26 protein-coding genes are annotated in these 25,059 nt (G+C 54.7%); 5 read left to right on the forward strand and 21 right to left on the reverse strand.

Annotated features, from left to right (window positions below; genetic code table 11):
* Positions 1 to 32 precede the first annotated feature (32 nt).
* Positions 33 to 1,670: a sigma 54-interacting transcriptional regulator gene (locus tag KNO58_RS08845; protein ID WP_214753184.1), complete on the reverse strand. Its 1,638-nt coding sequence runs from the start codon at positions 1,668 to 1,670 to the stop codon at positions 33 to 35.
* A gap of 131 nt (positions 1,671 to 1,801) precedes the next feature.
* Between KNO58_RS08845 and KNO58_RS08850 the strand changes: the two genes are divergently transcribed.
* Entirely contained in the window at positions 1,802 to 2,050 is a 249-nt protein-coding gene (locus tag KNO58_RS08850) for a DUF2627 family protein (RefSeq protein ID WP_021067693.1), read from the forward strand.
* A gap of 614 nt (positions 2,051 to 2,664) precedes the next feature.
* On the opposite strand, the gene spo0A is transcribed toward KNO58_RS08850, so the two are convergent.
* From spo0A to aroQ, 15 genes are all read right to left on the reverse strand, one after another.
* The gene (gene spo0A, locus KNO58_RS08855) at positions 2,665 to 3,396 is read right to left on the reverse strand and encodes a sporulation transcription factor Spo0A (RefSeq protein WP_214753187.1); all 732 of its coding nucleotides are present in this window, start codon (positions 3,394 to 3,396) and stop codon (positions 2,665 to 2,667) included.
* Positions 3,397 to 5,094: a DNA repair protein RecN gene (gene recN, locus KNO58_RS08860; protein ID WP_214753189.1), complete on the reverse strand. Its 1,698-nt coding sequence runs from the start codon at positions 5,092 to 5,094 to the stop codon at positions 3,397 to 3,399.
* A gap of 13 nt (positions 5,095 to 5,107) precedes the next feature.
* Positions 5,108 to 5,557 (reverse strand): transcriptional regulator AhrC/ArgR, encoded by a 450-nt coding sequence (gene ahrC / locus KNO58_RS08865; protein WP_021067696.1) that lies wholly within the window; start codon positions 5,555 to 5,557, stop codon positions 5,108 to 5,110.
* 141 nt (positions 5,558 to 5,698) lie between these two features.
* On the reverse strand, positions 5,699 to 6,520 hold the full coding sequence (locus tag KNO58_RS08870; RefSeq protein WP_214753191.1) for a TlyA family RNA methyltransferase: 822 nt from the start codon (positions 6,518 to 6,520) through the stop codon (positions 5,699 to 5,701).
* 6 nt (positions 6,521 to 6,526) lie between these two features.
* Positions 6,527 to 8,419, reverse strand: coding sequence for a 1-deoxy-D-xylulose-5-phosphate synthase (gene dxs / locus KNO58_RS08875; protein ID WP_214753193.1), 1,893 nt, complete (start codon positions 8,417 to 8,419; stop codon positions 6,527 to 6,529).
* A gap of 123 nt (positions 8,420 to 8,542) precedes the next feature.
* Positions 8,543 to 9,421 carry a polyprenyl synthetase family protein gene (locus KNO58_RS08880; RefSeq protein WP_214753196.1) on the reverse strand — a complete coding sequence of 293 codons (879 nt, stop codon included), beginning with the start codon at positions 9,419 to 9,421 and terminating at the stop codon, positions 8,543 to 8,545.
* Positions 9,418 to 9,648, reverse strand: coding sequence for an exodeoxyribonuclease VII small subunit (gene xseB, locus KNO58_RS08885; RefSeq protein ID WP_029595272.1), 231 nt, complete (start codon positions 9,646 to 9,648; stop codon positions 9,418 to 9,420). Before xseB ends, KNO58_RS08880 begins: the two co-directional genes overlap by 4 nt.
* The gene (xseA, locus tag KNO58_RS08890; RefSeq protein ID WP_214753198.1) at positions 9,617 to 10,966 is read right to left on the reverse strand and encodes an exodeoxyribonuclease VII large subunit; all 1,350 of its coding nucleotides are present in this window, start codon (positions 10,964 to 10,966) and stop codon (positions 9,617 to 9,619) included. The genes xseB and xseA overlap by 32 nt, the downstream gene beginning before the upstream one ends.
* Entirely contained in the window at positions 10,959 to 11,795 is an 837-nt protein-coding gene (locus KNO58_RS08895; RefSeq protein ID WP_214753200.1) for a bifunctional 5,10-methylenetetrahydrofolate dehydrogenase/5,10-methenyltetrahydrofolate cyclohydrolase, read from the reverse strand. Before KNO58_RS08895 ends, xseA begins: the two co-directional genes overlap by 8 nt.
* A gap of 74 nt (positions 11,796 to 11,869) precedes the next feature.
* Positions 11,870 to 12,253: a transcription antitermination factor NusB gene (gene nusB, locus KNO58_RS08900; RefSeq protein ID WP_214720370.1), complete on the reverse strand. Its 384-nt coding sequence runs from the start codon at positions 12,251 to 12,253 to the stop codon at positions 11,870 to 11,872.
* Positions 12,254 to 12,365: 112 nt separating this feature from the next.
* Entirely contained in the window at positions 12,366 to 13,709 is a 1,344-nt protein-coding gene (gene accC, locus KNO58_RS08905; RefSeq protein ID WP_214753202.1) for an acetyl-CoA carboxylase biotin carboxylase subunit, read from the reverse strand.
* Between the two features lie 7 nt (positions 13,710 to 13,716).
* A complete protein-coding gene (gene accB / locus KNO58_RS08910; RefSeq protein WP_214753205.1) occupies positions 13,717 to 14,178 on the reverse strand; it encodes an acetyl-CoA carboxylase biotin carboxyl carrier protein in 462 nt (153 codons plus the stop codon).
* Between the two features lie 113 nt (positions 14,179 to 14,291).
* Positions 14,292 to 14,858, reverse strand: a complete 567-nt coding sequence (efp, locus tag KNO58_RS08915; protein WP_021067706.1) for an elongation factor P — start codon at positions 14,856 to 14,858, stop codon at positions 14,292 to 14,294.
* A 29-nt stretch (positions 14,859 to 14,887) separates the two neighbouring features.
* Positions 14,888 to 15,955: a M24 family metallopeptidase gene (locus tag KNO58_RS08920; RefSeq protein WP_312845871.1), complete on the reverse strand. Its 1,068-nt coding sequence runs from the start codon at positions 15,953 to 15,955 to the stop codon at positions 14,888 to 14,890.
* Positions 15,951 to 16,388: a type II 3-dehydroquinate dehydratase gene (aroQ, locus tag KNO58_RS08925; RefSeq protein ID WP_128122294.1), complete on the reverse strand. Its 438-nt coding sequence runs from the start codon at positions 16,386 to 16,388 to the stop codon at positions 15,951 to 15,953. The genes KNO58_RS08920 and aroQ overlap by 5 nt, the downstream gene beginning before the upstream one ends.
* Before the next feature lie 142 nt (positions 16,389 to 16,530).
* On the opposite strand from aroQ, the gene KNO58_RS08930 reads away from it, so the two are divergent.
* Together KNO58_RS08930 and KNO58_RS08935 are read left to right on the forward strand one after the other, a co-directional pair.
* Positions 16,531 to 17,475 (forward strand): DUF1385 domain-containing protein, encoded by a 945-nt coding sequence (locus KNO58_RS08930; protein WP_214753209.1) that lies wholly within the window; start codon positions 16,531 to 16,533, stop codon positions 17,473 to 17,475.
* 15 nt (positions 17,476 to 17,490) lie between these two features.
* The gene (locus tag KNO58_RS08935) at positions 17,491 to 17,904 is read left to right on the forward strand and encodes an SA1362 family protein (RefSeq protein ID WP_214753211.1); all 414 of its coding nucleotides are present in this window, start codon (positions 17,491 to 17,493) and stop codon (positions 17,902 to 17,904) included.
* A gap of 35 nt (positions 17,905 to 17,939) precedes the next feature.
* Here the strand turns inward: KNO58_RS08935 and hpt are convergent, their stop codons facing one another.
* Entirely contained in the window at positions 17,940 to 18,467 is a 528-nt protein-coding gene (hpt, locus tag KNO58_RS08940; protein ID WP_029595267.1) for a hypoxanthine phosphoribosyltransferase, read from the reverse strand.
* Between the two features lie 180 nt (positions 18,468 to 18,647).
* The gene (mntR, locus tag KNO58_RS08945; protein ID WP_214753214.1) at positions 18,648 to 19,076 is read right to left on the reverse strand and encodes a transcriptional regulator MntR; all 429 of its coding nucleotides are present in this window, start codon (positions 19,074 to 19,076) and stop codon (positions 18,648 to 18,650) included.
* 170 nt (positions 19,077 to 19,246) lie between these two features.
* Between mntR and KNO58_RS08950 the strand changes: the two genes are divergently transcribed.
* Positions 19,247 to 19,621 (forward strand): rhodanese-like domain-containing protein, encoded by a 375-nt coding sequence (locus tag KNO58_RS08950; protein WP_081637957.1) that lies wholly within the window; start codon positions 19,247 to 19,249, stop codon positions 19,619 to 19,621.
* 239 nt (positions 19,622 to 19,860) lie between these two features.
* Positions 19,861 to 20,937 carry a peptidyl-alpha-hydroxyglycine alpha-amidating lyase family protein gene (locus tag KNO58_RS08955; RefSeq protein ID WP_251026163.1) on the forward strand — a complete coding sequence of 359 codons (1,077 nt, stop codon included), beginning with the start codon at positions 19,861 to 19,863 and terminating at the stop codon, positions 20,935 to 20,937.
* A 96-nt stretch (positions 20,938 to 21,033) separates the two neighbouring features.
* Here KNO58_RS08955 and gcvPB read toward each other — a convergent pair whose 3' ends face one another.
* From gcvPB to gcvT, 3 genes are read right to left on the reverse strand one after another with little or no spacing between them, the layout of a single operon-like run.
* A complete protein-coding gene (gene gcvPB, locus KNO58_RS08960; protein WP_214753216.1) occupies positions 21,034 to 22,509 on the reverse strand; it encodes an aminomethyl-transferring glycine dehydrogenase subunit GcvPB in 1,476 nt (491 codons plus the stop codon).
* Entirely contained in the window at positions 22,509 to 23,846 is a 1,338-nt protein-coding gene (gene gcvPA / locus KNO58_RS08965; RefSeq protein WP_214753500.1) for an aminomethyl-transferring glycine dehydrogenase subunit GcvPA, read from the reverse strand. Before gcvPA ends, gcvPB begins: the two co-directional genes overlap by 1 nt.
* 25 nt (positions 23,847 to 23,871) lie before the next feature.
* Positions 23,872 to 24,945 (reverse strand): glycine cleavage system aminomethyltransferase GcvT, encoded by a 1,074-nt coding sequence (gcvT, locus tag KNO58_RS08970; protein WP_214753218.1) that lies wholly within the window; start codon positions 24,943 to 24,945, stop codon positions 23,872 to 23,874.
* Between the last annotated feature and the right edge of the window lie 114 nt (positions 24,946 to 25,059).

Consider the following 25,059-nt stretch of genomic DNA (forward strand, 5'->3'; position numbering starts at 1 on the left):
TTTTGCGTGGTATGAAAAAAGTTGCAGGTAATTTATTGCATGCGTTCAAGCTTATTATACAGCGTCCGAATCGAAATGTGTAATCGACGGGCGGCCTCCGACTTGTTGCCGTCCGCCTCTTCGATGGCCCGTTCAATCAAATCCCGCTCATAGCGCGAGACGGCATCCTGTAACGACAGCGCGTCGGTCGGCCGGGCCGATGCGACGCGTGGTGACAGTTGCAGATGGTGCGGTGCGATCCACTGTTCAGAACTCGCCATATAAATGATTGCCCGCCCGAGCACGTTCTCGAGCTCACGGACGTTGCCTTTCCAATATTGATGTTTCAACAGCTCGGTCGCCTCGCGGTTCACCCCACGCACGCTGCGGCCGTACTCTTGGTTCAGCTTGCGGACGATGCGTTCGCAGAGTGGCTCGATTTCTTCGAGCCGGTCCCGGAGCGGCGGGATGTGAATCGGCATCCGGTTGATTCGATAATATAAGTCTTCACGGAACGTGCCGTCCGCCACTTTTTGTTCAAGGTCGGCGTTCGTCGCCGCGATGATGCGGACGTCGACCGGAATCGCATTCGTACCCCCGACCCGCACGATTTCATGCTCCTGCAGGACACGGAGTAGTTTGACTTGGACATCGACCGGCAGTTCGCCGATTTCATCTAAGAAGAGTGAGCCGCCATCGGCCTCTTCGAAATAGCCGACCTTCCCACCACGTTTCGCCCCACTGAATGCGCCGTCCTCGTAGCCGAACAACTCACTCTCGAGGAGCGTCGGGGAGATGGCCGCGCAATTGACGCGGACGAATTTCTTGTATTTGCGCGGGGACTCACCGTGGATGGCGTGGGCGAACAGTTCCTTGCCCGTCCCCGACTCCCCGCGAATAAGGACGGTGACCGGCGTGACCGCGGCGAGGCGGGCCTGTTCGATGACGAAGCGCATCGCGTCGCTCGACGCGATGATGTCGGCGAACTGGTATTTCGCCTCGAGGTTGCGGATGCGTGTCTTCGCTTCTTGCAGCTCGTCACGGAGCGCTCGGATTTGAGACACGTCCCGGATGACACCGACCGACCCGCGCAACTTCCCTTCGACGATAATCGGTTCGGCATTGACGAGAATGTCGCGCCGCGTCGCCCCGATTTGCATCCGGATATCGCGGACTCCTTGCCCGGTCGACAGCACTTTCAAGTGGACACTCTCCTGCATGCCGATGTCGGCCGTCGCCGGCTTGTCGACGACGTCTTCTTTCTTAAAACCCGTCAGTCGCGTATAGGACGGGTTGATTAAAATCGTGTTCCCGTTATGGTCGGCGACCGAGATTGCCTCGCTCGTACAGTCGATAATCGCCTCGAGCATCTGTTGGTTTTGTTTCAACCGTTCGACGACGATGCGGATGAACTCGCCGGGCAAGACGACCGCGTCCGCGAAATGTCCTTTCAATTCATCGAACGTCTCGGAGCGGCCCGTCGTCTCAATCACAAAATCGAGACGCTTGTCGGCACACGCCCGCCAATCTCCCGCTGTCATGATCCCCTGGTTCCGTGCGAGCTGCATCCCTTCGGCCGTCGACTCCGGGTCGATCACGGCGACGACGGTGGCGAGCGGCGAGTCGAGCAACATTTTCAACACCTCGGTCCCGCCTTTCCCCGCACCGACAATCATCAATCGTTTATTCATTCAGACATCCCCCATTTTTACCGTTCTGCATTCATGCTACTGAACCTGAACTGATTTCGCAACCTCACAAAAAAGGCCGTGTCGACCTATGTATTTTCTGTTAAACTTATGAGTGTTAAGGAGGAGATCCTATGCGCATCATCGCACTGTTGATCTTAATCATCCCTGGCCTCTTCGGTGTCTATGGCATCAAGTTACTTCGCGACAGTTTCTTCCTCAAGACGAGCGTCCCGTTCTCTTGGATCGAGTCGGTGGCAGCCGCCTCAATGTTACAAGGAACGTTCGGACTGTTGATTGCGATGGGCGGGATCGGTTTTGTAGCAGGTTATATCTTCAATCGTGACAAGAAAACAGGCAAAGTCCCACGAATAGATTCTTGAACACAAAAAAAGGTTCCCTAACTTGACTTCATTTCAAGTGCGGAACCTTTTTATTCGTATTGAATTGTGATCACTACGGATGATCTCCTCTCCTACTTGCTACAATCTTGTGACATGAGGTCCAATGGTCTTCTTAATGAAGAAGTTTGAAAGAAAGTAGTAACTGCCGTCTTGCGTGAACGGAAACGTACCCATTCGAGTTACTAACGTTTGTTCATCGGGTCATGTCGAACCATCCATCGTGAAGTCGAACGCTTGCCATAAACTGTTCAACGGTTGACAACACTCCTTTTGGTCAACTGAACGATTCGTTTTCCCCGGGCACGGTCCCTAGCTTCGAACTCGATGCCGGAATCGCCTCGCGAATGAGCGTACGTCGCGACCTCTCGTCGGGACGATGACGATTTGAGATGTCGTTCCCACCTCTGAGCTATTAACGGATAGCGGTCCGAGATGATTTCTTGCTCTAACCCGTTCCGGAACACGTTAGAAAGCGTTCATCTGACGCTCGTCCAAGTAACTTGGTACACCTTTATTATAACAAGTCTCGCCCGATTTGCAAGCGCTTTCTTTCACAAAGTAAAAGAAAATCAGGAGGAGGCCCTCCTGATCGATTATTGCTGTTTGAACGATTGATACGTGACGAAATACGAGATAAATTCTGAGTTTTTCGGACTGCGCTCGCGCTCGGGACGACCATCGAACATCTCGTGGTCCCGCATCCCGTTCTCCCATGCCGTCTTGATGGCGTGGCGCATCGCCCGCTCGACGCGGGACGAGGTCGTCTCATGCTCTTTCGCGACCATCGGATAGAGTTCCTTCGTAATCAAGCCGAGCAACTCTTGACGCTCCCGGACGTAGACGACCGCTTGGCGGATATATTTGAACCCTTTGATGCGCGGCGAGATGCCGAGCTGTTGCAACAAGAGCGAGATATCAAGTTCTTCTGGCGACATCGCCTCGAACTCACGGCTCGAACCAGCGGCGAGTTCGCGGATTTTTGTGATCAGTTGCTGAATGTTGAACGGTTTGACTAAAAAGTAAGAAGCGCCGAGTTGCACGGCCTGCTTCGTGACTTCATCTTTTCCGAACGCACTGAGCATAATCACTTCCGGCTTGGCGTGCGCCAATTCCGTCTGTAACCGTTCGAGGACGCCGATGCCGTCTAGGTGAGGCATGATGATGTCGAGCAGGAGCACGTCCGGCTGGTGTGTCTTGACGACGTCTAAGCATGCCTCGCCGTCGTAGGCGGTCCCGACGACTTTTAAATCGTCTTCGGACTCGAGTTGGCGGGTCAACAGATCGACGATTTCTCGATTGTCGTCCGCGATGCATAATGTGATCAATTAAGACACCCCTTCGATAAACTTCCGTTTTAATTGGAGAGACATGGTAAGCAGTTCCTCCACATGTTGTTTCGTCAATTCCGTCATCTGCGCCCCGGCAATCATTCGTCCGAGTTCATCGACCCGTTCGGCATGTCCGAGCGTCGAGACGTTCGTCTTCGTGCGCTCATCCGTCTCCGTCTTCGTGATATACAAGTGCTGGTCCGCCATGGCGGCCACCTGGGCCAAATGGGTGATGCAGAGCACTTGCGATCCGACCGACAGGCGGAAAATTTTCTCGCCCATCGCTTGGGCGACCCGTCCCGACACGCCTGTGTCGACTTCGTCGAAGATGATGGACGCGACACCGACCGTGCGCGAGAAAATCGACTTCAACGCGAGCATGACACGGGACAACTCTCCGCCTGAGGCGACTTTGGCGAGCGGCTTGAACGGTTCGCCGACGTTCGTCATCATGTAGAACTCGACTTGGTCAAGTCCGTCCGCTTTGAACGGCCCTTCTTTGAACCGGACTTCGAATTGGGTCTTCTCCATATACAATTCTTTCAATTCACGCTGAATCGCCTTCTCGAGCTCGGTCGCCGCTTGTTTGCGTGCCGCCGATAACGCCAGTCCGGTCGTACGTACTTGTTGCTCGAGCCGGGCGAGCCGGTCCGATAGTTCTTGCAAATGTTCTTCCCGATTCGTCATCGATTTTAACTCGTCGGCGATTTTCTCCCCATACGTGATGACCTCATCAATCGTAGCCCCGTATTTCCGTTTCAACTGTTGGAACAAGGCGAGCCTCGTCTCAATCTCATCAAGTCGAATCGGGTCAAATTCGAGTGAATCGAGCTGGTCACGCAGCTGGAATTTGGCGTCCTCGAGCAAGAAGTAAGCGTTCGAGATCGTCTCGGCCATCGGCGCGAGCGATGTCGACAAGGAGGAAGCTTCCTCCATCTCGCGCATGGCAATCCCGATTTGGTCGAGTCCTTTCGATTCGTCGGCGACGGCCTCATACGATAACCGTACGTGTTGATGAATCCGCTCGAAGTTGGCGAGCTCGTTCCGTTCCTCGGTGAGCGCTTGTTCTTCCCCGACCTTCAGTTCGGCCGCCTCAATCTCATTTGTCTGGAACGCGAGCAGGTCCATGCGTTGGGCCAGCTCTTGTTCGCTTTGACTCAATCGCTTCAACTCATCGGCGACGTTCTTCCAATCGACGTAAGCCTCACGATAACGCTCGAGGAGCGGCGCGAGCTCGGCTTCGGCAAAACTATCTAAAATGCCGAGATGGTATTCGGCATCCATCAAGTGTTGATGCTCATGCTGGCCGTGAATATCGACGAGCAGCCGTCCGAGCTCACGAAGCGTCGACAACGGCATCATCTTGCCGTTGACACGGCAGACGCTCTTTCCGCTGCTATGTAGGTCGCGGCGCAAAATGACGGTCCCTTCTTCAATCTCGATACCGTATTGGGTCGCCGCCTCGATAATCGGATGATCTGGTTCGACGTTGAACAGCCCTTCGATCTCCGCCTTGTCTTGGCCATAGCGGACGAACTCGCTCGAACCACGGCCCCCGACGAGCAGGCCGATCGCATCGAGCAAGATGGATTTCCCCGCCCCGGTCTCACCCGTCAATACGGTCATCCCACGCTTGAACGTGATATTCAGTTCATCGATGATCGCAAATTGTTTGATCGATAGTTCTGCTAACATACGATAATTCACCTCATAACATTCCGAGTAGTCGTTCGATGATTCGCTTCGCCTGGTCTTCGTCCCGGGCAATCATCAAAATCGTGTCATCGCCACACACCGTTCCAATCAACTCATCCCATGACAAATGGTCGATTAACACACCGATTGCATCCGCATTGCCGGGCAACACTTTCATGACGACCAAGTTTTGGGCCGAGTCGACCGAGACGAAACTGTCGCCGAGAATCCGCTTCATTTTGCCGTACGGGTTGAAACGTTGATCGGCCGGCAGGCTATATTTATAGCGCCCGTCGTTGAGTGGTACTTTGACGAGATGGAGCTCTTTAATGTCCCGTGACACCGTTGCCTGGGTCACTGGATATCCAGAGCGATGCAGCTCGTCGACGAGCTCGTCTTGCGTCTCGATTTCACGGTTTGTCACGATTTCTCGAATTTTAATCAAACGCTGTCCTTTATTCATACTCGCTGACACCTCATTTGTTGTTTCACATACTCAGTATCATTCTAAAGTATTGTCGAAAAAAGGTCTAGCATTCGCAGGATGATTTCCCCAGTCGGTCGCCTCCACGCATAAAAAAGCTGCAGACGTTTCGTCTGCAGCTCAAGCGTTCTTCTTCAATTGCGCGTGGGCGGCGTCGATGACCGCGTCCACGTCGATGGCTGGGTCGACACTGCCGACACCGGTGAACCGGGCGAACAATAAGAATTCGATATTCCCATCCCCACCGGTGATCGGTGAAAAGTCGAGTCCCGCAACTTCGAATCCTTCCGAGGCGAAGTAACGGACCATGTCGTCGACGACCCGTTCATGGATGGCCCGGTCCCGGACGATGCCTTTTTTACCGACATCGGCCTTCCCGGCCTCAAATTGCGGTTTGACGAGCGCCATGACGATGCCGTTGGGCTTCAAAATCGTCTTCAACGGCGGAATCATGAGCCGCAGCGAGATGAACGAGACATCAATCGTCGCGAAATCCGGCGCCACCGGGAACTGGTCCGCGGTCGCATGGCGGAAGTTCATCCGCTCCATGACGACGACGCGGTCATCGCTCCGAAGTTTCCATGCCAACTGGTTATAGCCGACGTCGACGGCATACATCTGCGTTGCCCCGTTTTGGAGCGCACAATCGGTGAACCCCCCTGTCGATGAGCCGATATCGATGCCGATGTTACCTGCCACATCGAACGGGAAGACGTGGAGCGCTTTCTCAAGCTTCAGTCCGCCCCGTCCGACGTATGGCAACACTTGGCCTTTCACTTCGAGCGGGATGTCGTCGAACACTTTGTCGCCCGCCTTGTCGAGCCGTTCGGTCCCGCTATAGACGAGCCCGGCCATGACAGACCGCTTCGCCTTCTCTCTCGTCTCCGCTAACCCGCGGTCGACGAGGAGAACATCTAATCTAGTTTTCTTTCGTTTTTCCATAGTTCCTCACACATTCTGTCGATTTGTCACTTGAACGAACTGCTGAACCGAGTCAGCGATTTGCGTCGGTCGGAGCCCGATTTCTTCGAGCAGCTGATTGACGCCGCCATGTTCGATATAGCGGTCCGGAATGCCGAGGCGGAGCACACGCGGGAACTGCCCGGCGTCGCTCGCATGTTCGAGCACGCTGCTGCCGAAGCCACCGGCAAGCGCTGCTTCCTCTAACGTGACGAGCGGGATGCCTTCCGCATATAAAGCGGTGAGCATGGCGTCGTCCAGCGGTTTAATCGTCCGAGCATTGATGACGCGGACGCTCACTTGTCCTTCAAGCAGGGCGCGTACTTCGAGCGCGTCTTGCACTTGCGGGCCGAACGTCAAGATGGCGACGTCCGTCCCATCAGCGACCGTCTCCCAGACGTCGAGCGGCAATTCGCGGAGCGTCTCGCTCATCGGTGTACCGATTCCTTCTCCACGCGGGAAGCGGACGGCAATTGGACCGTCGTCATACTTCAGCGCTGAATAGACGAGATGTTGCAACTCTTCCTCGTCTTTCGCCATCAAGATGCGAATGTTCGGGACGTGGCGCATGAAGGCAATATCGAATACCCCTTGGTGCGTCTCCCCGTCCGCCCCGACGAGACCGGAACGATCGATCGTGAAGACGACGTTCAAGTTTTGACGGCAAATGTCATGCACGAGTTGATCATAGGCGCGTTGGAAGAACGTCGAATAAATCGAGACGACCGGCTTCAAGCCTTGTGTCGCTTGTCCTCCGGCCAATGTGACCGCATGCTGTTCGGCGATGCCGACGTCAAACATCCGCTCCGGGAAGCGCTTGTTGAAGCAATCGAGTTTCGAGCCAACGCTCATCGCTGGTGTGATGAGTGTCACGCGCTCGTCCGTCTCGGCGACTTTCGTGATCGTCTCAGCGACGACCTTCGAATAGCTCGGTCCTTTGACCTTGCCTTTGATGACTTCTCCCGACTCGATTTTATACGGTCCGAGGCCGTGCCACGTGCCGACACCATCGAGTTCGGCCGGGCGATAGCCCTTGCCTTTTTTCGTGATGACGTGGACGATGACCGGTCCATCGATTTTCTTGGCGTACTCGAGCGTCTCGAGCAGGTCGCGTAAATCGTGCCCGTCTGTCGGTCCGAAGTACGTGAATCCGAGCTCTTCGAAGAACGTCCCCGGGATGAGCGCTGATTTCAGCATATCCTTCACACGTTCCCCGCTCCGTTCGAGCGAGTTGCCGACGATCGGGATGTGTTTGATGAGCGTCTCGACTTCTTCACGGGCGTGTTTCAATTTACGCGACGAGCGCATCCGGCCGAGCATATTGTGCATCGCACCGACGTTCGGGGCGATCGACATCTCATTGTCGTTCAAGATGACGATGACGTTTTGTTTCTCTGCGCCGATATGGTTCAGTGCTTCGAGCGCCATTCCCCCCGTGAGCGCCCCGTCCCCGATGATGGCGATGGCCCGGTCGTTCGTGCGGCCTTTCAATTCGTTGGCGATGGCAATCCCCATCGCGGCCGACAACGACGTCGAGCTATGGCCCGTCTCCCAGACGTCGTGATCGCTCTCACAACGCTTCGGGAACCCGCATAAGCCGTTGTATTGGCGGAGCGTGTCGAACTGGCTCGTCCGTCCCGTCAAAATTTTGTGGACGTAGGCTTGATGCCCCACATCCCATACGAGTTGGTCTTTCGGACTGTCAAATACACGGTGCAAGGCAAGCGTCAATTCGACAACCCCTAGGTTTGGCCCCAAGTGCCCCCCCGTTTCTGCCAATTTTTCAATCAAAAACCGTCTGATGTCCGCGCCGAGTGCTTCTAACTCGGGCACCGACATCCTTTTTAAAAATGACGGGTCTTGAATGGATGTCAAGTCCATGATGACCATCCTTTCTCCTGTCTTATTACTGATTCGTACCTTACATTTTACAAGAATGTGTCGATAGATGCTATACATTCACAAAAACAAAGGTGACACGATGTGCTCATCGTGTCACCGAGATTAATGATTGCGTTGCACGACGAAATCGAGAAGCTCTCGCAAACGGGGGGCCTCGACCGATAGTTCGGCCAATGCGGCCTCGCTTGCCAAGACTTCCCGTTCGAGCGCTTGCTTCGCCCCATCGAGCCCGAGCAGCTTCGGATAAGTCGCTTTATCGTTGCCTTCGTCCGAACCGACCCGCTTGCCGATGAGCGCCTCGTCTCCCTCGACGTCCAAAATATCGTCTTGGATTTGGAAGGCGATCCCGAGATGGTTCCCGAAGCGAACGAGCGCCTGTCGGTCTGCCACCGGGGCGTCAGCCAAAATCGCGCCCGCCTCTAGGGCGTAGACGAGCAGTGCCCCCGTCTTGCGCTCATGAATCGATTGCAACGTCGCCAGCGACACGCCGGCGCGTTTTTCGGCGAGCATATCATCGAGCTGCCCCCCGACCATGCCGGCGCTGCCTGCCGCTTCACTGAAGCGGGCGATGAGCAAGATGCTCTTCGCCGGTTCGAGCTCCGCATGGGCCAGAATCCGAAACGCGTCCGTCAACAAGGCGTCACCTGCGAGAATCGCGGTCGCCTCATCGAACTGACGATGATTCGTCGGACGCCCGCGCCTTACGTCATCATCATCCATCGCCGGAAGGTCGTCGTGGATGAGGGAGTACGTGTGGACCATCTCGAGAGCGACGGCCGCATCATGACCGAGCGCCCGTGAACGACCATATGTATCGAGGACGGCATAAAGGAGAGCCGGTCGAATCCGTTTCCCCCCTGCCTCGAGCGAGTACGTCATCGATTGGAATAAACGTTCCGGCATCGACGACGCGTCGATGAGACGGCGCGTCGCCGTCTCCACTTCCTGCTTCCACTCTTGGAGATAGGCTTGCGCGCTCATACGGTGCCACCCTTTTCACGGAGCGTCCCGTCGAGTTCGAGAATCTCATCCATCTTCTGTTCCGCCGCCGTCAGTTTGGCCTGGCAGAGTGCCGACAAGCGGACACCTTCCTCATAGAGCGTCATCGCTTCTTCAAGGGCGACTTCTCCCGTCTCGAGTTGCGTCACAATTTCCTCGAGGCGGGCGAGCGCCGCTTCAAACGTCTGTTCTGCTTGTTGTTTCGCCATCATGTCTCTCCTTCACTTCCGCGACGGCGTGGCCATCCCGAAACCGGATTGTCACCAAGCCGTCATGTAGTTGTTTGACATCTTTCACGTACATCCCGTCCTGCTCGATGAACGTATATCCTCGAGCGAGCACGGCGAGCGGACTGACCGCGTTCAAGCGACCGACTTGAGCTGCGAAGCGGTCAGTCGGTCGTTCGAGTGGCCGAATGCGTTTGAGGCGACCGTCGAACTGACGGTGTGATTCCTCGTTGCGACGAAGCGTCTGCGCCAGCTTCCGGACATCGAGCTGTTGCTGGGACTGGGCCAGACGATGTTTGGCATGCGTCACTTGTTTCGTGACACCTTGTTCGAGCCGAATCTCGGCTTGTTCGAACCGCTCCCGCTTTTGTGTGAGCGTGAAGCGGGGCGACTTTAAGCCGTAACTGTTCGTCGCCCGACCGAGCCGTTCCCGAATCGACGACATCTGATTTGTGACAGACCGGGTCAACTGGTCCGTCAACCGTTCGACGTCTTTTCGTTGCGCTTCGATTGTCGCTGTCGCGAGCTCTGCCGCAGCCGTCGGCGTCGCGGCCCGCACGTCGGCGACAAAGTCAGCCAACGTGAAATCGGTCTCGTGCCCGACGGCCGAGATGACTGGAATCCGAGATTCGTGAATCGCCTCGACGACGACGTCCTCATTGAACGCCCATAACTCTTCAATCGAACCGCCACCTCGGCCGACGATTAATACGTCGCAATCGGTGCGTTCGTTCATCCATCGAATCGCACTCGCCACTTGGGGGGCGGATTGATCACCTTGGACGGCGACGGGCGCGAACGTGATGGCCACGTGCGGCGCACGTCGTCTGAGCGTCGTGGCGATATCGTGAAGGGCCGCTCCCTTCGGTGAGGTGACGATCCCGATTCGCTCCGGGAAGGCTGGCAGCGGGCGTTTCCGTTCCGCTGCGAACCACCCCTTCGCTTCGAGCTCACGTTTTCGTGCCTCATACCGTTCGAACAACATCCCGATACCGTCCTGTCGCATCAGTTCGACGTACAGCTGGATATCGCCTGTCGACTCGTACATCGTCACGCGGGCGACGACAATCACATTCATCCCGTCTTTCGGTTCGAAATTGAGCGTCCGGGCGTCACGAGAGAACATGACCGCCTTCATCCGCGACGATTCGTCTTTGAGGGTAAAATAACAGTGCCCGGAGGCGTACCGTTTGAAGTTCGAAATCTCGCCGATGACAGCAAGTTGTTGCAGAATCGGGTCATCATCGAGCTGTCGCTTCACGTAGCGGACGACTTCGGAAACTTGAATCGGATTAGCCACGGGAGGCGACCTCGACCGTATTGTGCATGAGCATCGTGATTGTCATTGGGCCGACACCACCCGGAACAGGGGTGATGGCGCTCGCGACATCACGGACACCTGCAAAGTCGACGTCGCCGACGAGACGGCTGTCGACGCGGTTGACACCGACATCGATGACGATCGCCCCAGGCTTGACCATGTCAGCGGTGACGAGACCGGCCCGACCGACAGCGACAATCAATATATCGGCTTGCCGTGTCATCGCCCCGAGATCATTCGTCTTCGAATGGCAGTAGGTCACGGTGGCAGATTCGTTCAAGAACAGCATCCCGACCGGTTTCCCGACGATTTGGCTGCGACCGACGACGACGACGTGCTTGCCGACAAGGTCGGTCTGCGTCTTGACGAGGTGCAGAATCCCGTGCGGGGTACATGGCAATAGCGTCTCGAGACCGAGCATCATTTTCCCGACGTTCGTCGGATGGAACCCATCCACGTCTTTGTCCGCTGAGATGCGCATGATGACGCGATTCTCGTCGATATGCTTCGGCAACGGCAATTGCACGAGAATCCCATGCAACTCGTCGTCCGCGTTCATCGAATCAATCAGTTCGAGCACTTCACGTTCTGAAATCGAGTCATCGAAGCGAATCACTTGCGAATCGATGCCGATATCAGCCGCCGCCCGTTCTTTCCCCCGGACGTAGCTGTGGCTCGCCGGATCATCCCCGATTAAAATGACTTTCAGTTTCGGTACGATGCCACGCGCGCGCAGCGCACTGACCCGTTCTTTCAACGTCTCCCGATATGATGCTGCGATTTGTTTCCCGTCGATCACTACTGCCATCTCTCTCATCCCCCGTTGTCTTAGGTTTCTCTGTAGTTGGTGTGGTGTCTTCTCTATTTATTTAAGTTGTTCGCTTACGCTTTGATGATATTCCCGAGTACGCCGTTGACGAGCTTGGCCGCTTCCTCATCGGCGAACGACTTGGCGAGTTCGACCGCCTCGTTGATCGTCACTTTGTCCGGAATTGTCTCGACGTAGAGCAACTCGTACGTCGCCATACGGAGAATCGTCCGCTCGACATTTCCGAGACGATCAAGTCTCCAGTTTTTCAAGTTTTCGATGAGCAATTCGTCAATCTCGTCTTTCTTTTCTAACGTCTCAACGACGAGTTGTTCGTAGAATGGATCGGAGTCCATGCCATCGAGGGCAAATTCGATGGCCTCGTCTACCTCAAGTTTTGATACTTCGATTTGAAAAAGCGTTTGAATCGCTTTTTCCCGTGCTTCATGACGTTTCATTCAGATACTCTCCTTTTGCATGCTTTCATTGTGATAGTTTAGCATAAAGCCTCCATAAATTCAGTACAAAAAACCAGGAAGCCCAAATAATGTTCGGGCTTCCTGGTCAAGGTCATTTCGTGAGCGTCATTTCTTTTTCGACAAATTTCGTGTCGAACGCCCCGGTACGGAAACGTTCATGGGCCATGACTTGCTGATGGAACGGGATCGTCGTGTGGATGCCCGATACCGTGAACTCGTCGAGGGCGCGCAGCATCTTCGCGATCGCCTCTTCACGAGTCGGTGCATGGACGATCAGTTTCGCCACCATCGAATCATAGAACGGCGGGATGACGGCACCGGCATAGAGGCCGCTGTCGACCCGGACGCCCATGCCGCCCGGAACGATATACTGATCGATTTTTCCGGCCATCGGACGGAAATCCGCAAACGGGTCTTCCGCGTTGATGCGACACTCGATTGAGTGACCGCTGAACGCGATATCCGATTGGCTGATGGCGAGCGGATGGCCGAGTGCGACTTCGAGTTGTGCTTGAACGAGGTCGAAGCCGGTGATCATTTCGGTGACCGGGTGCTCGACTTGAATCCGCGTGTTCATCTCCATGAAATAAAACTCGTTCACTTCCGGTACGTAGATGAACTCGATCGTACCCGCACCCGAATACTGAATCGCTTTGGCCGCTTTCACGGCCGCGTCACCCATCGCTTGACGGGTCGTCTCATCGATTGCCGGAGACGGTGCTTCCTCGACCAACTTCTGCATCCGGCGCTGAATCGTACAGTCCCGCTCCCCGAGGTGGATGACGTTGCCGTATTGATCGGCGAGCACTTGCACCTCGACGTGGCGGAACGACTCGATATATTTCTCCAAATAGACGTCGCCGTTGCCGAACGCCTGCTTCGCTTCTTTACGTGTGTCGGCGAGCCCTTTCACGAGCTCGGTTTCGTCGAAAGCGACACGAATTCCACGTCCGCCGCCTCCGGCCGTCGCCTTGATGATGACCGGATAGCCGATTTCACGGGCGAGTTCAATCGCTTCCTCGTCGGTGACGACACCGCTCGACCCCGGGACGACCGGAACGCCCGATTCGATCATCGTTCGTTTCGCCTCGTCCTTGATGCCCATCTTCCGAATCGCATAGCTGCTCGGTCCGACGAACTGGATGCCGCACGCCTCACTCATCTCGGCGAACTCGGCGTTCTCGGCCAAGAAGCCGTAACCCGGATGAATCATCGTCGCATCGACCGCGCAGGCGACCGACAAGATGTTCGGGATATTCAAATAGGAGTCTTTCGACGGGTTCGGACCGATGCAATACGCCTCATCGGCCAGACGGACGTGTAGCGCCTCGCGGTCCGCTTCCGAGAAGACGGCGACCGTCGGGATATTCAACTCTTTCGCGGCCCGGATGATACGGACCGCGATCTCTCCACGGTTAGCAATGAGTAGTTTCATACATACCTCACTTCACGCTGAAGAGCGCTTGGCCGTATTCGACTAAATCGCCATCCGCGACGAGGATCTCGACGATCTCTCCGCTGATTTCCGTCTCGACATCGTTGAAAAGTTTCATCGCTTCTAGAATACAGACGACCTGTCCGGCTTCGACACGGTCGCCAACTTGCACGTAAGCGTCTTTGTCCGGTGCCGGGCGCGAATAGAACGTCCCGACCATCGGTGACGTGATCGTGCGCAAGTTGCTCGGCGCAGGCGCAGACGTTGGTGCCGCGTCTTGTTCTGTCGCGACGGCTGGCGCAGGTGCTGCGACCGGGGCCGCGTGCACGATCGGTGTATGAGTGGCGGCGAATTGTGGGGCCGCTTCTTTTTTCAATGAAAGTTTAAACTCCGGCGTCTCGAGTTCCATCTCGTGAACGGACGTCTGATCGAGTAATGTGATCAGCTCTTTAATATGTTCGATTTGCATGAAATAACCCCCTGTTTATACCTGGTACTAATCTCTACTCTACTATAACTGGTCAGACCAGTGAATGCAACGACAAAAAAAGGGCCCATTCCGAAGAATGGACACCCTTTGATTTACCCGTTATAGCGGCCTGTGAACTCGCCTGTGCGCGTGTCGACCGTCACTTTTTCGCCTGGCTCGATGAAGAGCGGCACTTGAATGATATGCCCTGTTTCGACCGTCGCGTTTTTCTTCACGTTCGATGCCGTGTCGCCTTTGACGCCTGGATCGGCTTCGACAATCGTCAAGACGACCGTCGTCGGAAGCTCGATACCGAGAATCTCGCCGTCGTAGTCAGCGATACTCACTTCCATGTTCTCGAGCATGTACGGGAGCGCCGCTTTCACTTGCTCGCCCGTCAATTCGAGCTGTTCATACGACTCTGTGTCCATGAACACGTACGTGTCGCCCATCGGATAGAGGTACTGCATGCGTTTCCGCTCGATGTGCGCGCGTTCGATGCGCTCACCACCACGGAACGTCGTCTCTTGAATCGCGCCCGTGCGCAAGTTACGCATTTTTGTACGGACGAAGGCCGCACCTTTACCTGGCTTGACGTGTTGGAACTCGATGACTTGCCAAATCGAACCGTCAGACGTCTTGACCGTTAAGCCTGTTTTTAAATCGTTAACTGATACCATGTTGATTTCCTCCTAAAATGAGCTGAGACTCAAGCCTCAATCGTAATTAACTCTTTTGGCGACTGCGTGAGACGGATATTCCCCGTCTCCGTGACGACCACGTCATCCTCGATGCGGCAACCACCGATGCCGGCGATATAAATTCCTGGTTCGATTGTGACGACCATCCCCGGCTCGAGTACCGTCTCCGAACGGAACGACAATCCTGGTGCCTCATGCACTTCCATGCCGAGACCGTGTCCTGTCGAATGTCCGAAGTATTCACCGTATCCCGCGTCTTTAATCACGTCACGTGTCAACGCGTCCGCCTCGATTCCCGTGATGCCGGCTTTCGTGCCCTCGACACCTGCGAGTTGAGCCCGGAGCACCGTATCATAAATCGTGCGCAACTCGTCCGAGATGTCCCCGATGGCGAGCGTACGTGTGATATCCGAGCAGTACCCTTGATAGTAAGCACCGAAATCGAGCGTGACGAGCTCACCGGCCTCGATGACCTTGTCGCTCGCCACACCGTGCGGCAATGCCGATCGATGCCCTGACGCAACGATCATATCGAACGAAGATGAGTCCGCACCTTGGGCCCGCATGAACATTTCGAGTTCATTCGCGACTTCTTTTTCGGTCCGCCCAGGACGGATGAACGTCTGGATGTGCGCAAACGCCGCATCCGCAATCGCCGCGGCTTCCTTCATTATCTTAATCTCTGACTCATCCTTAATCAAGCGTAGCTTTTCGACGATACCTGACGTCTCGACGAGCTCGGCTGCGACTTCTTTTTCATACGTCCGGAACTGACCGACCGTCATGTCGTCTTGTTCGATACCGAGACGCTTCACCGCTTGCTCCGTCACGACTTCTGCGACCGACTTGATGAGCGACGTCTTATGCTCGATGATGTCGAAGCCCTTCACTTGGCTCGCGGCTTGTTCCGTGTAACGGAAATCCGTGATGAAGCTCGCCGACTGCGCCGTGATCATGAGGACACCGCTCGACCCGGTGAAACCAGATAAGTAGCGGATGTTTTCCCGTTTCGTCACGAGCAATCCGTCGATGCCGTTCGCTTCTAGCTGAGCTTGCAGTTTGTTGACCCGTTCAATCATGTCGATTCCTCCAATGTGCGAGCAATGCCTGCAACGCGAGCGTATAGCTCGTCAAGCCGAAACCGCTGATGACACCGAGACAGACGGCGGCAAGTTTCGATTCATGACGAAACGACTCCCGTGCATGCACGTTCGAGATATGTACTTCGACGACCGGGGCCTTGATGGCGGCGATGGCATCCCGGAGCGCAATCGACGTATGCGTGTACGCCCCCGCGTTGAAGATGACCCCCGCATAATCGTATGCTTCATGGAGCGCATCAATCAATTCGCCTTCATGGTTGGATTGGACGAACGTCAACTGAACATCCTCCGGGGCGGCGAGCAATAGCTCTGCCGTCAATCCCTTCAACGAGACGTCACCGTATACGTCCGGCTCCCGCTTCCCGAGTAGATTCAAATTCGGCCCATTTAAGACGAGTATATGCACAAGTCTTCCCCCCTGTTCGTCAAGTCGCCTCTATTGTAACAAATTTAACGGTTCGTGCGACAATCGACGTTCGTGAGGTTTCGTTTTTTACGTGAATCACGGTATAATTCAACTATATAACTGTAGGAATCGAGGAAATGACATGAAAACTAAACCACTGATTCCCGTCGGCGGCCAGGCGCTCGTCGAAGGCGTCATGTTTCAAGGACGCGCCGAGAGCGCTTCGGCGATTCGACGGAAAGACGGGTCCATCGAGACGTTCCAGCAGCCCCGCATTCTCGTGCCGTGGATCCAATCGTTAAAAAAAGTCCCATTCCTGCGCGGTGTGGTCGCACTCTATGAATCGCTCAAGAACGGTTCGGCCCACATGACGTTCGCGAGCGATCGTTATGACGTCGACCCGAGTGAGGACGAGGCGACAAAGCCGGAAGAGAAAAAACAGAACATCTTGATGGTCGTCATGATTGCCATCGTCGGTGTCCTCTCATACGTGTTCGGCAAGCTGATTTTCAACGTCACCCCGGCTCTTCTTGCCGCCATGTTCCAAAGCGTGCCCGCATTGTCCGGTCATGTGATTCAAAACCTCCTCGAAGGGGGAATAAAATTAGTATTGTTGCTCAGTTACCTCTATTTGATTTCCTTGACGCCACTGATCCGGCGCGTGTTCCAATACCACGGGGCCGAGCACAAGGTGATCAACTGTTATGAGTCCGGACGACCAATCACCGTCGATAACGTTCGGGCGAGCTCGCGTCTCCACTATCGTTGTGGATCGAGTTTCATCTTATTCACCGTTTTCGTCGGCATCGGCGTTTACATGATCGTCCCGATCGACCCCCTCTGGGTCCGACTCGTCAGCCGCATCGCTTTGTTGCCAGTGGTCATCGGCATCTCGTTCGAGGTGCTCCAATTCACAAACCGCTTCCGCGAACATCGCTTCTTGTCCGTTCTCGGCAAGCCTGGATTGTCTTTACAATTGTTGACGACGCGCGAACCGAATGACGAACAAATCCGTGTCGCCATCGAGGCGTTCGAGACATGGGAACGTTCAGAACTAGGTCAACCGGCCGTGCAAAGAGAGGGATAAGAGGAGGAAAGCACCATGATCAGACAAAGAATCGGCTCGACCGCAGCCACGATCGTGTTCATCTTAGGTTTCATCGGTGTCGGCCATATGCTCGCGACCGACCCCGGTCGATTGTTCAGACAGTTGCTCTTCATCGGGATTTTCGGGTTGATTTTCTATGTGATTTACCGATTGTTCATGGCGCCGAAAATCTCGGCTGAGGATGTGCGTTACCGGAAGACCGCCCAAGCCTCGAAAAAACGGATGCAACGTCCGGGCGCGAACCCGAAAGTGAAACCGTCCACGGCGGCCAAGAAGAAAGTGAAGCCCGGTTCGAACGTGACGAAACTGTCGAAGCGGCCGACCCGTTCGACGCATCGCAGTGACGCCCCTCACTTGACCGTCATCGAAGGCAAGAAAGGCAAGAAGAAAAAGAAAGCCAATATGTAAAAACGAACCAGGCCGCATATGGCCTGGTTCGTTTTTCATTCTGTCTCGACGAAGCCGATATACGGCAGATTGCGATATTGCTCGGCGTAATCGATGCCATAGCCGATGACGAATTCGTCCGGAATCTCGAAACCGACATAGTCCGCATCCAACGTGACGAGGCGGCGGGCCGGTTTATCGAGCAACGTACAAATCTTCAATTCACCCGGTTGATGCAACGTCATGTGCTGGCATAAGAATTTGAGCGTCTGTCCCGTATCGATGATGTCCTCGATGATGACGACGTACTTCCCTTCGACATCGAGATCTAAATCTTTACGGAGTTGGACGTTCCCGCTCGAGACCGATTTCTTCCCGTACGACGACGTCGCGACCGTGTCGAGTTGGACACTGCCCGTCATCTCGCGCATCAAGTCGGCTGCGAAGACGAGCGACCCTTTCAAGACGGCCACGAGGACGATCGGTGTCCCGGCCGCATCGCGCTCGATTTGTTGGGCGAGTTCCGCCACACGTTGTTTGATCTGTGCTTCATCAAACAGCTTCCCTTTGATTTGAATATCCATTATGTCGGCGATTGTTCGCCGTCACCCCCTTATGATTCTTACCAGCACCCATTCTATCATAAAAATAGCTTAAAAATAGACTTTTCTTTATGAACTTGAAGTCATCGTTCGGTTTTTAACAATATTCACTTAAAATAAAGACCGCTTCCGATTCGATGCATCGGTCGCGGTCGTTTACATTTACTCGTCTTCGGTCCGGTTCAACTCTTGAAACGCGTGAAACTGTGCCATCAGTTCCGGCTTGTCCTCAAAAAACTCAACGAATTGGGTCATACAGTCGAGCGTATTCGAACTTAAATGGTGCTCGATGCCTTCGACGTCCTCATAGACGTGAGCCTCGTCGACGCCAATCAAGCGCAGGAAGGACTCGAGCATCGCATGCCGTTCGACGAGCCGCTTCCCGATTTTTTGGCCTTTGTTCGTCAGCATGAGACCTCTATATTTCTCATAAATCAAATAGTCTTCCCGGTCGAGCTTTTGCACCATTTTCGTGACAGAGGAGGGATGCACCCCTAAATGTTCGGCGATATCGGACACGCGGGCGTATCCTTTCTCGACCATCAGCAAATAAATTCGTTCTAAGTAATCTTCCATACTCGGTGTCGGCATGGGCGTGGCCTCCCCTTATGTTCCGTTCTGCAACCTCTATTTTAACGCAACGACCTGCAAACCGAAAGCAGAACGGGGAAATCCATCAGTCAATCATTGTCTCGTGACCTTATATTCTTTATAATGGATGTTGGTGAAACTTATTAGAGAAAGGGAGAACATCAATGGGAATCGAAACTATCCTCGTCATCATCCTATGGGCTGCGCTCATCGCATACATCGTCTGGCGTTTCTTGCCGGCTCGCGGTTTGAAGAAAATGAAGCAAGAAGAGTTTCGTGCGTCGCTCCGTAAAGGTCAATTGATCGACGTGCGTGAACCGAACGAGTATAAGGGAGGCCACATCGTCGGCGCCCGCAACATCCCGGTCGGACAAATGAAACTGCGTATGAAAGAACTTCGCAAAGATCAACCGATCCTCATGTATTGCCAAGGCAAGTCACGTACGAACCAAGCGGCCAAGCTGCTCATGAAAAATGGTTATACGGACATCTACATGCTCGACGGCGGCTTCAAAAACTGGAAAGGGAAAGTCAAAAAAGACTGATCCCGCTACACGCATCGAGTCAACCCCGAATGACACGCCTCTCCAGGCTCATCATTCGGGGTTTTCTTTATACGTTTGACCATCACATCCTCCAACAGGAACGGTGACGATTCATCGAGTTCCATGGATCGGAATTTCCCCTACGACCGATTCCAATCTCAACCTCAGGAACGATATAAATGTCAACCATACTTTCGTACACTAACAACTGAACATTAACAATAAGGGGCGACATGACCATGAATCGACATCACGCGATGAAAATCGGGGTGATTGCTGCATCTCTCACTTCAATCTTATTTTATCTGTCACTCGGAGGAAGCGAACCAATCTTCAAAGATTCATACGACACAGTAGCATCATCCGAGACCTATTTGCCGAAGACTGTATGGCCCCAAAACGAGCAGGATGCCAGTATGGCCGGGGAAGCGAGCGGCGTCGCCGTCGGACCGGATGGGGACATCTATTATCTCCATCGCGGCAGTGGCTCTTATGGCGGGGACACGTTCATCGAGGAGCCGACTTTACTTGTCCTCGATGGCAAGACGATGGAGGTAAAACGTCGACTCGGTGACGGACTGTTTCAATCCCCTCACGGACTCGAGGTCGATGACCGGGGTCAGATTTGGATCACGGATATCAGTTTGAACCAAATCTTCAAATTGAACGCCGAGGGGAGTGTCCTCAAGACGTTCGGACAGCCGTACGGCATCGGTACAGAAATCGGTTTACGAATTCGAAACGTCCTCCCAAACTTCCCCCTCCCGCTCGACTATAATCAGTTCGCAAGACCGACCGACATGACTGTTTTCGAAGACGGCTCTTTCGCTGTGGCGGACGGTTATCGGAACAGCAGGATTGCAAAGTTTAATTCAGACGGGGTAATGGAGTGGGAAGTCAATCAACTCGGGAACGAATCGGGTTCATTCAACTTACCGCACGGCATCTCTAGCGATGGGCAACATATATATGTAGCTGACCGGGACAATGCCCGCATTCAAGTGTTCGACCATCAAGGAAACCACGTGGACACGTGGGATGCCCCTGAACTTGGACGCCCGTATGGAATTGAGGTCGGTGACGATGGACTCGTCTATGTCGCTGATGGCGGAGATTACTTGAATGGAAAACAAGACGACCCCAACAGCCAGATTGTCATCCTCAATCGACAAGGCAAGATCCTTGAACGTTTCGGACGTTGGGGGACAAAGGAGGGAGAACTCCGCATCGCCCATGACATTGCCGTCAATGCCAACGGGGACATTTTTGTGGCCGAGCTATTGAATGAGCGTCTACAGGCGTTTTATCAACAATAACGCAATCCTTCCGACCACAATCATTCGAACCACCTAGGTCACCCAACTATATCCGCACATAAAAACCCGCTCGCGATTCGCGAGCGGGTCGATTCGTTAATTGATGGACGACGGCTGGCGTCGTTCGTATTTGAGCACCGGTTTGCGAGCAGCGAGCGTCTCGTCGAGTCGTTTGACGACCGTCGTATGCGGGGCCGTCTGTACGATTTCCGGATTCTCTTCTGCCTCTTTGACGATTTGGAGCATCGCGTCGCAGAAGGCGTCGAGTGTCTCTTTCGATTCCGTCTCCGTCGGTTCGACCATGATGCACTCTTCGACGTTGAGCGGGAAGTAAATCGTCGGCGGATGGTAGCCGAAATCGAGCAATCGTTTGGCGATGTCGAGCGTACGCACGCCGAGCGCCTTCTGACGTTTGCCAGACAGGACGAACTCGTGCTTGCAGAACGTATCGTACGGGACGTCGAACGCGTCTTTCAAGCGGGCGAACATATAGTTGGCGTTCAATACCGCCTCACGTGAGACGCGCGTCAACCCTTCCGCACCCATCGTCTTGATGTAGCTGTAGGCGCGGACGTTGATGCCGAAGTTGCCGTAAAACGGTTTGATGCGGCCGATCGATTGCGGACGGTCATAATCGAGCGTGAAGCCCGTTTCGGCACGGCGCGCAATCGGCGTCGGCAAATACGGAATCAAGTCGCGCTTCACTCCGACCGGTCCTGATCCCGGACCGCCACCACCGTGCGGGCCTGTGAACGTCTTGTGCAAGTTCAAGTGGACGACATCGAAGCCCATATCCCCAGGACGGGCGATCCCTAAAATCGCATTGGAGTTGGCGCCGTCGTAATAGAGCTTCCCGCCGGCCTCGTGGACGACTTTGGCGATTTCCAAAATATCGGCCTCGAACAAACCAAGCGTGTTCGGGTTCGTCAGCATGAGCGCCGCCGTGTCGGCCCCGACTTTCGACTTCAAATCTTCCAAATCGACGAGCCCACGCTCATCCGATTTGACGGTCACCGTCTCGAAGCCGGCGACGACGGCCGAGGCCGGGTTCGTCCCGTGCGCCGAATCCGGCACGAGCACTTTCGTCCGTCCCAAATCACCGTTGTGATGATGGAACGCCTTGATGAGCATGAGACCGGTCCATTCCCCATGGGCCCCGGCTGCCGGTTGAAGCGTGACTTCGTCCATACCCGTGATCTCGGCAAGTTGTTCTTGCAGATCGACCATGAGCTCGAGAGCACCTTGAATCGACTCGACCGGTTGCAACGGATGGATATGGGCGAAGCCAGGGAGGCGGGCCATATCTTCATTCACTTTCGGATTATACTTCATCGTGCACGAGCCGAGCGGATAGAAGCCGGAATCGACGCCGTGGTTACGTGTCGACAGCGACGTATAATGGCGCACGACATCCAATTCAGACACTTCCGGAAGTTCGGCCGCTTCTTGACGAATCATCGACGCCGGTAAGAGCGTATCCAAGTCGACTTCAGGCACGGTCGGTGTCGGCAAGTTGTAGCCGGTCCGGCCAGCACGAGACACCTCGAAAATTAACGTTTGTTCGTGTTGCATCAGTTCATCCCCCCAACCACTTCAACAAATAAATCGATTTCTTCTTTCGTCCGAAGCTCCGTCGCACAGAGCAACATTTGCGTCTTACGTTCTGTCTCATACGAGCCGAGCGGCAAACCGCCGATGATGCCGGCCTCGAGCAGATGACGCGACACGTGATCCGCATCGACCCCGAAGTCGACGACGAACTCATTGAACATCGGTCCTTCATCGACTACCGCATACCCAGCCGTCTTGAGTGCTTCCTTCATGTAATGAGCCGTTTGAATGTTACGGACGGCCATATCACGAATCCCGTACTTCCCGAGGGCAGACATCGTGATCGATGCCGCGAGCGCATTGAGCGCCTGGTTCGAACAGATGTTGGACGTCGCCTTGTCACGACGGATGTGTTGCTCACGCGCTTGAAGCGTCAAGACGAAGCCGCGCTTCCCATCCTCATCGACCGTTTGACCGACGAGGCGACCTGGAAGTTTGCGCATGAGCGCTTTCTTGACGGCGAAGTATCCGCATGAAGGACCGCCGAAACTTTGCGGGATCCCGAACGGCTGGGCGTCACCGACCGTGATGTCGGCACCGAGCGCACCTGGTGACTCCAAAATCCCGAGCGCGAGCGGATTGCTCGACACGACGAACAAGGCGCCGGCTTCGTGCGCGGCTTTCGCGAGTGTTGCCAAGTCCTCGACACGACCGTAAAAGTTTGGATATTGGACGACGAGACACGAAGCGTCCGTCAAATCGATGTCAGACAAGTCGGTCACGCCGGCGTTCACGTCCGTATATTCGACTGTGAGACCAGGCCCACCGGCGTATGTGCGGATGACATCTTTCGCTTCCGGATGGACCGCTCCCGATACGACGACACGCTTTTTCTTCGTATGGGCACTCGCAAGATACGTTGCTTCGGCGAGTGACGTGATGCCGTCGTACATCGACGAGTTGGCCACGTCCATCCCCGTCAATTCACAAATCATCGTCTGGAACTCGAACATCGCTTGCAGTTCACCTTGCGAGATTTCTGGTTGATACGGTGTATAGGCTGTATAGAACTCGGAACGGAGCAGCATATGGTTCATGACGCTCGGTGAGAGGTGATCGTACATGCCGGCCCCGAGGAAACTCGGAGTCGATTTCGTGTGCACGTTCTTCTCGGCCAGCTTCGTCATGTGACGAACAAGGTCGACTTCCGGAAGCGGGGCACCGATGGCCGCCAAAGAAGCCGTCTCCCGAAGCGATGCCGGAATATCCTCGAGTAGGTTCTCAATCGACTCGACGCCAATCGTCTGCAACATGTCACGCTCATCTTGCTCTGTCATCGGTAAATAACGAAACTCCATTCTGTTCATTCTGAATCCCCCTGTATCATTTACGTTTGTAAAACGGTGTCGGTACACGTTCGGCTTCTATTTTTTTACCCCGAACTTCAACGATAAAGTGTGTCGCTTCCGCGAAACGGCGGTCGACGCGTGCCCAGGCGATCGATTCGTTCACCGTCGGTGGCATCGTACCGGTCGTGACAACGCCAATCGTCTCCCCGTCGACTTCGACCGTCGCACCTTGACGGGCGATGCCACGCCCAAGCAGGCGCAAGCCGATCAAACGGCGCGGGATGTCTTCTTTTTGCTTCACGAGGGCATCCTTGCCGATAAAATCGGTATCGAGTTTGACGGCAAAGTTCAAGTTCGCCTCGAACGGAGTGACCGTCTCATCGAGCTCGTGCCCATAGAGCGGAAGGCACGCTTCAAACCGGAGCGTGTCACGCGAGCCGAGTCCGCATGGCGTGACGCCTTCGGCTTCTAACGCTGACCAGATGGCGGCCACGTCTTCGGCGCGGGCATACAATTCAAACCCGTCCTCCCCCGTGTAGCCGCTGCGTGAGACGATGGTCGACACGCCGGCCACGTCACCGGTCATGAACCGGAAAAACTTGATGTCGGCCAGCGGCAAATCGGTCAACCGGCCGAGCACTTGTTCTGCCAGCGGTCCTTGGATGGCGATTTGACCATAGGCGTCCGACTCATCCGTCACCGTGACGTCCCCTGTGGCATATGCACGGACGTGCGCCACGTCTTTGTCGATATTCGAAGCGTTGACGACGAGCCAAAATGCGTCCTCATCGAGTCGATAGACGAGCAAATCATCGACGACACCGCCGTTCGGTAGACAGAACAAATTATATTGCGCCTGACCGATCTGCAATTTTGACACATCGTTCGTGACGAGACGTTGCACGTTCTCGAGCGCATCCGGTCCTTCGATGCGAATCTCCCCCATGTGCGACACGTCGAACATCCCGACGTTGGTGCGAACCGCTTGATGCTCTTCTTTAATCGACGAGAACATGATCGGCATCTCAAACCCCGCAAAATCCACCATCTTCGCCTTTACGGAAATCAAATCATATAAAGGCGTACGTTTTAACGATACTTTCTCCATATTATCCCCCAATCCCGAACGTAAATAATGTATTCTGTGAAATATTTCGTTTTCTATTCCACTTTATCAATTTTTTGTGGCTCTGCCTAGCTAAAATGGGCAAAAATAAAGAGG

Source organism: Exiguobacterium sp. J17977, assembly GCF_018616375.1.
In the GTDB taxonomy this organism is placed as follows: Bacteria; Bacillota; Bacilli; order Exiguobacteriales; family Exiguobacteriaceae; genus Exiguobacterium; species Exiguobacterium mexicanum.

Coding starts and splice junctions, on each gene's coding strand:
- KNO58_RS08845 (WP_214753184.1), bottom strand. CDS start 1,670: ATGAATAAACGATTGATGATTGTCGGTGCGGGGAAAGGCGGGACCGAG.
- KNO58_RS08850 (WP_021067693.1), top strand. CDS start 1,802: ATGCGCATCATCGCACTGTTGATCTTAATCATCCCTGGCCTCTTCGGT.
- recN (WP_214753189.1), bottom strand. CDS start 5,094: ATGTTAGCAGAACTATCGATCAAACAATTTGCGATCATCGATGAACTG.
- ahrC (WP_021067696.1), bottom strand. CDS start 5,557: ATGAATAAAGGACAGCGTTTGATTAAAATTCGAGAAATCGTGACAAAC.
- KNO58_RS08870 (WP_214753191.1), bottom strand. CDS start 6,520: ATGGAAAAACGAAAGAAAACTAGATTAGATGTTCTCCTCGTCGACCGC.
- dxs (WP_214753193.1), bottom strand. CDS start 8,419: ATGGACTTGACATCCATTCAAGACCCGTCATTTTTAAAAAGGATGTCG.
- KNO58_RS08880 (WP_214753196.1), bottom strand. CDS start 9,421: ATGAGCGCGCAAGCCTATCTCCAAGAGTGGAAGCAGGAAGTGGAGACG.
- xseB (WP_029595272.1), bottom strand. CDS start 9,648: ATGGCGAAACAACAAGCAGAACAGACGTTTGAAGCGGCGCTCGCCCGC.
- KNO58_RS08895 (WP_214753200.1), bottom strand. CDS start 11,795: ATGGCAGTAGTGATCGACGGGAAACAAATCGCAGCATCATATCGGGAG.
- nusB (WP_214720370.1), bottom strand. CDS start 12,253: ATGAAACGTCATGAAGCACGGGAAAAAGCGATTCAAACGCTTTTTCAA.
- accC (WP_214753202.1), bottom strand. CDS start 13,709: ATGAAACTACTCATTGCTAACCGTGGAGAGATCGCGGTCCGTATCATC.
- accB (WP_214753205.1), bottom strand. CDS start 14,178: ATGCAAATCGAACATATTAAAGAGCTGATCACATTACTCGATCAGACG.
- efp (WP_021067706.1), bottom strand. CDS start 14,858: ATGGTATCAGTTAACGATTTAAAAACAGGCTTAACGGTCAAGACGTCT.
- KNO58_RS08930 (WP_214753209.1), top strand. CDS start 16,531: ATGAAAACTAAACCACTGATTCCCGTCGGCGGCCAGGCGCTCGTCGAA.
- KNO58_RS08935 (WP_214753211.1), top strand. CDS start 17,491: ATGATCAGACAAAGAATCGGCTCGACCGCAGCCACGATCGTGTTCATC.
- hpt (WP_029595267.1), bottom strand. CDS start 18,467: ATGGATATTCAAATCAAAGGGAAGCTGTTTGATGAAGCACAGATCAAA.
- mntR (WP_214753214.1), bottom strand. CDS start 19,076: ATGCCGACACCGAGTATGGAAGATTACTTAGAACGAATTTATTTGCTG.
- KNO58_RS08955 (WP_251026163.1), top strand. CDS start 19,861: ATGAATCGACATCACGCGATGAAAATCGGGGTGATTGCTGCATCTCTC.
- gcvPB (WP_214753216.1), bottom strand. CDS start 22,509: ATGCAACACGAACAAACGTTAATTTTCGAGGTGTCTCGTGCTGGCCGG.
- gcvPA (WP_214753500.1), bottom strand. CDS start 23,846: ATGGAGTTTCGTTATTTACCGATGACAGAGCAAGATGAGCGTGACATG.
- gcvT (WP_214753218.1), bottom strand. CDS start 24,945: ATGGAGAAAGTATCGTTAAAACGTACGCCTTTATATGATTTGATTTCC.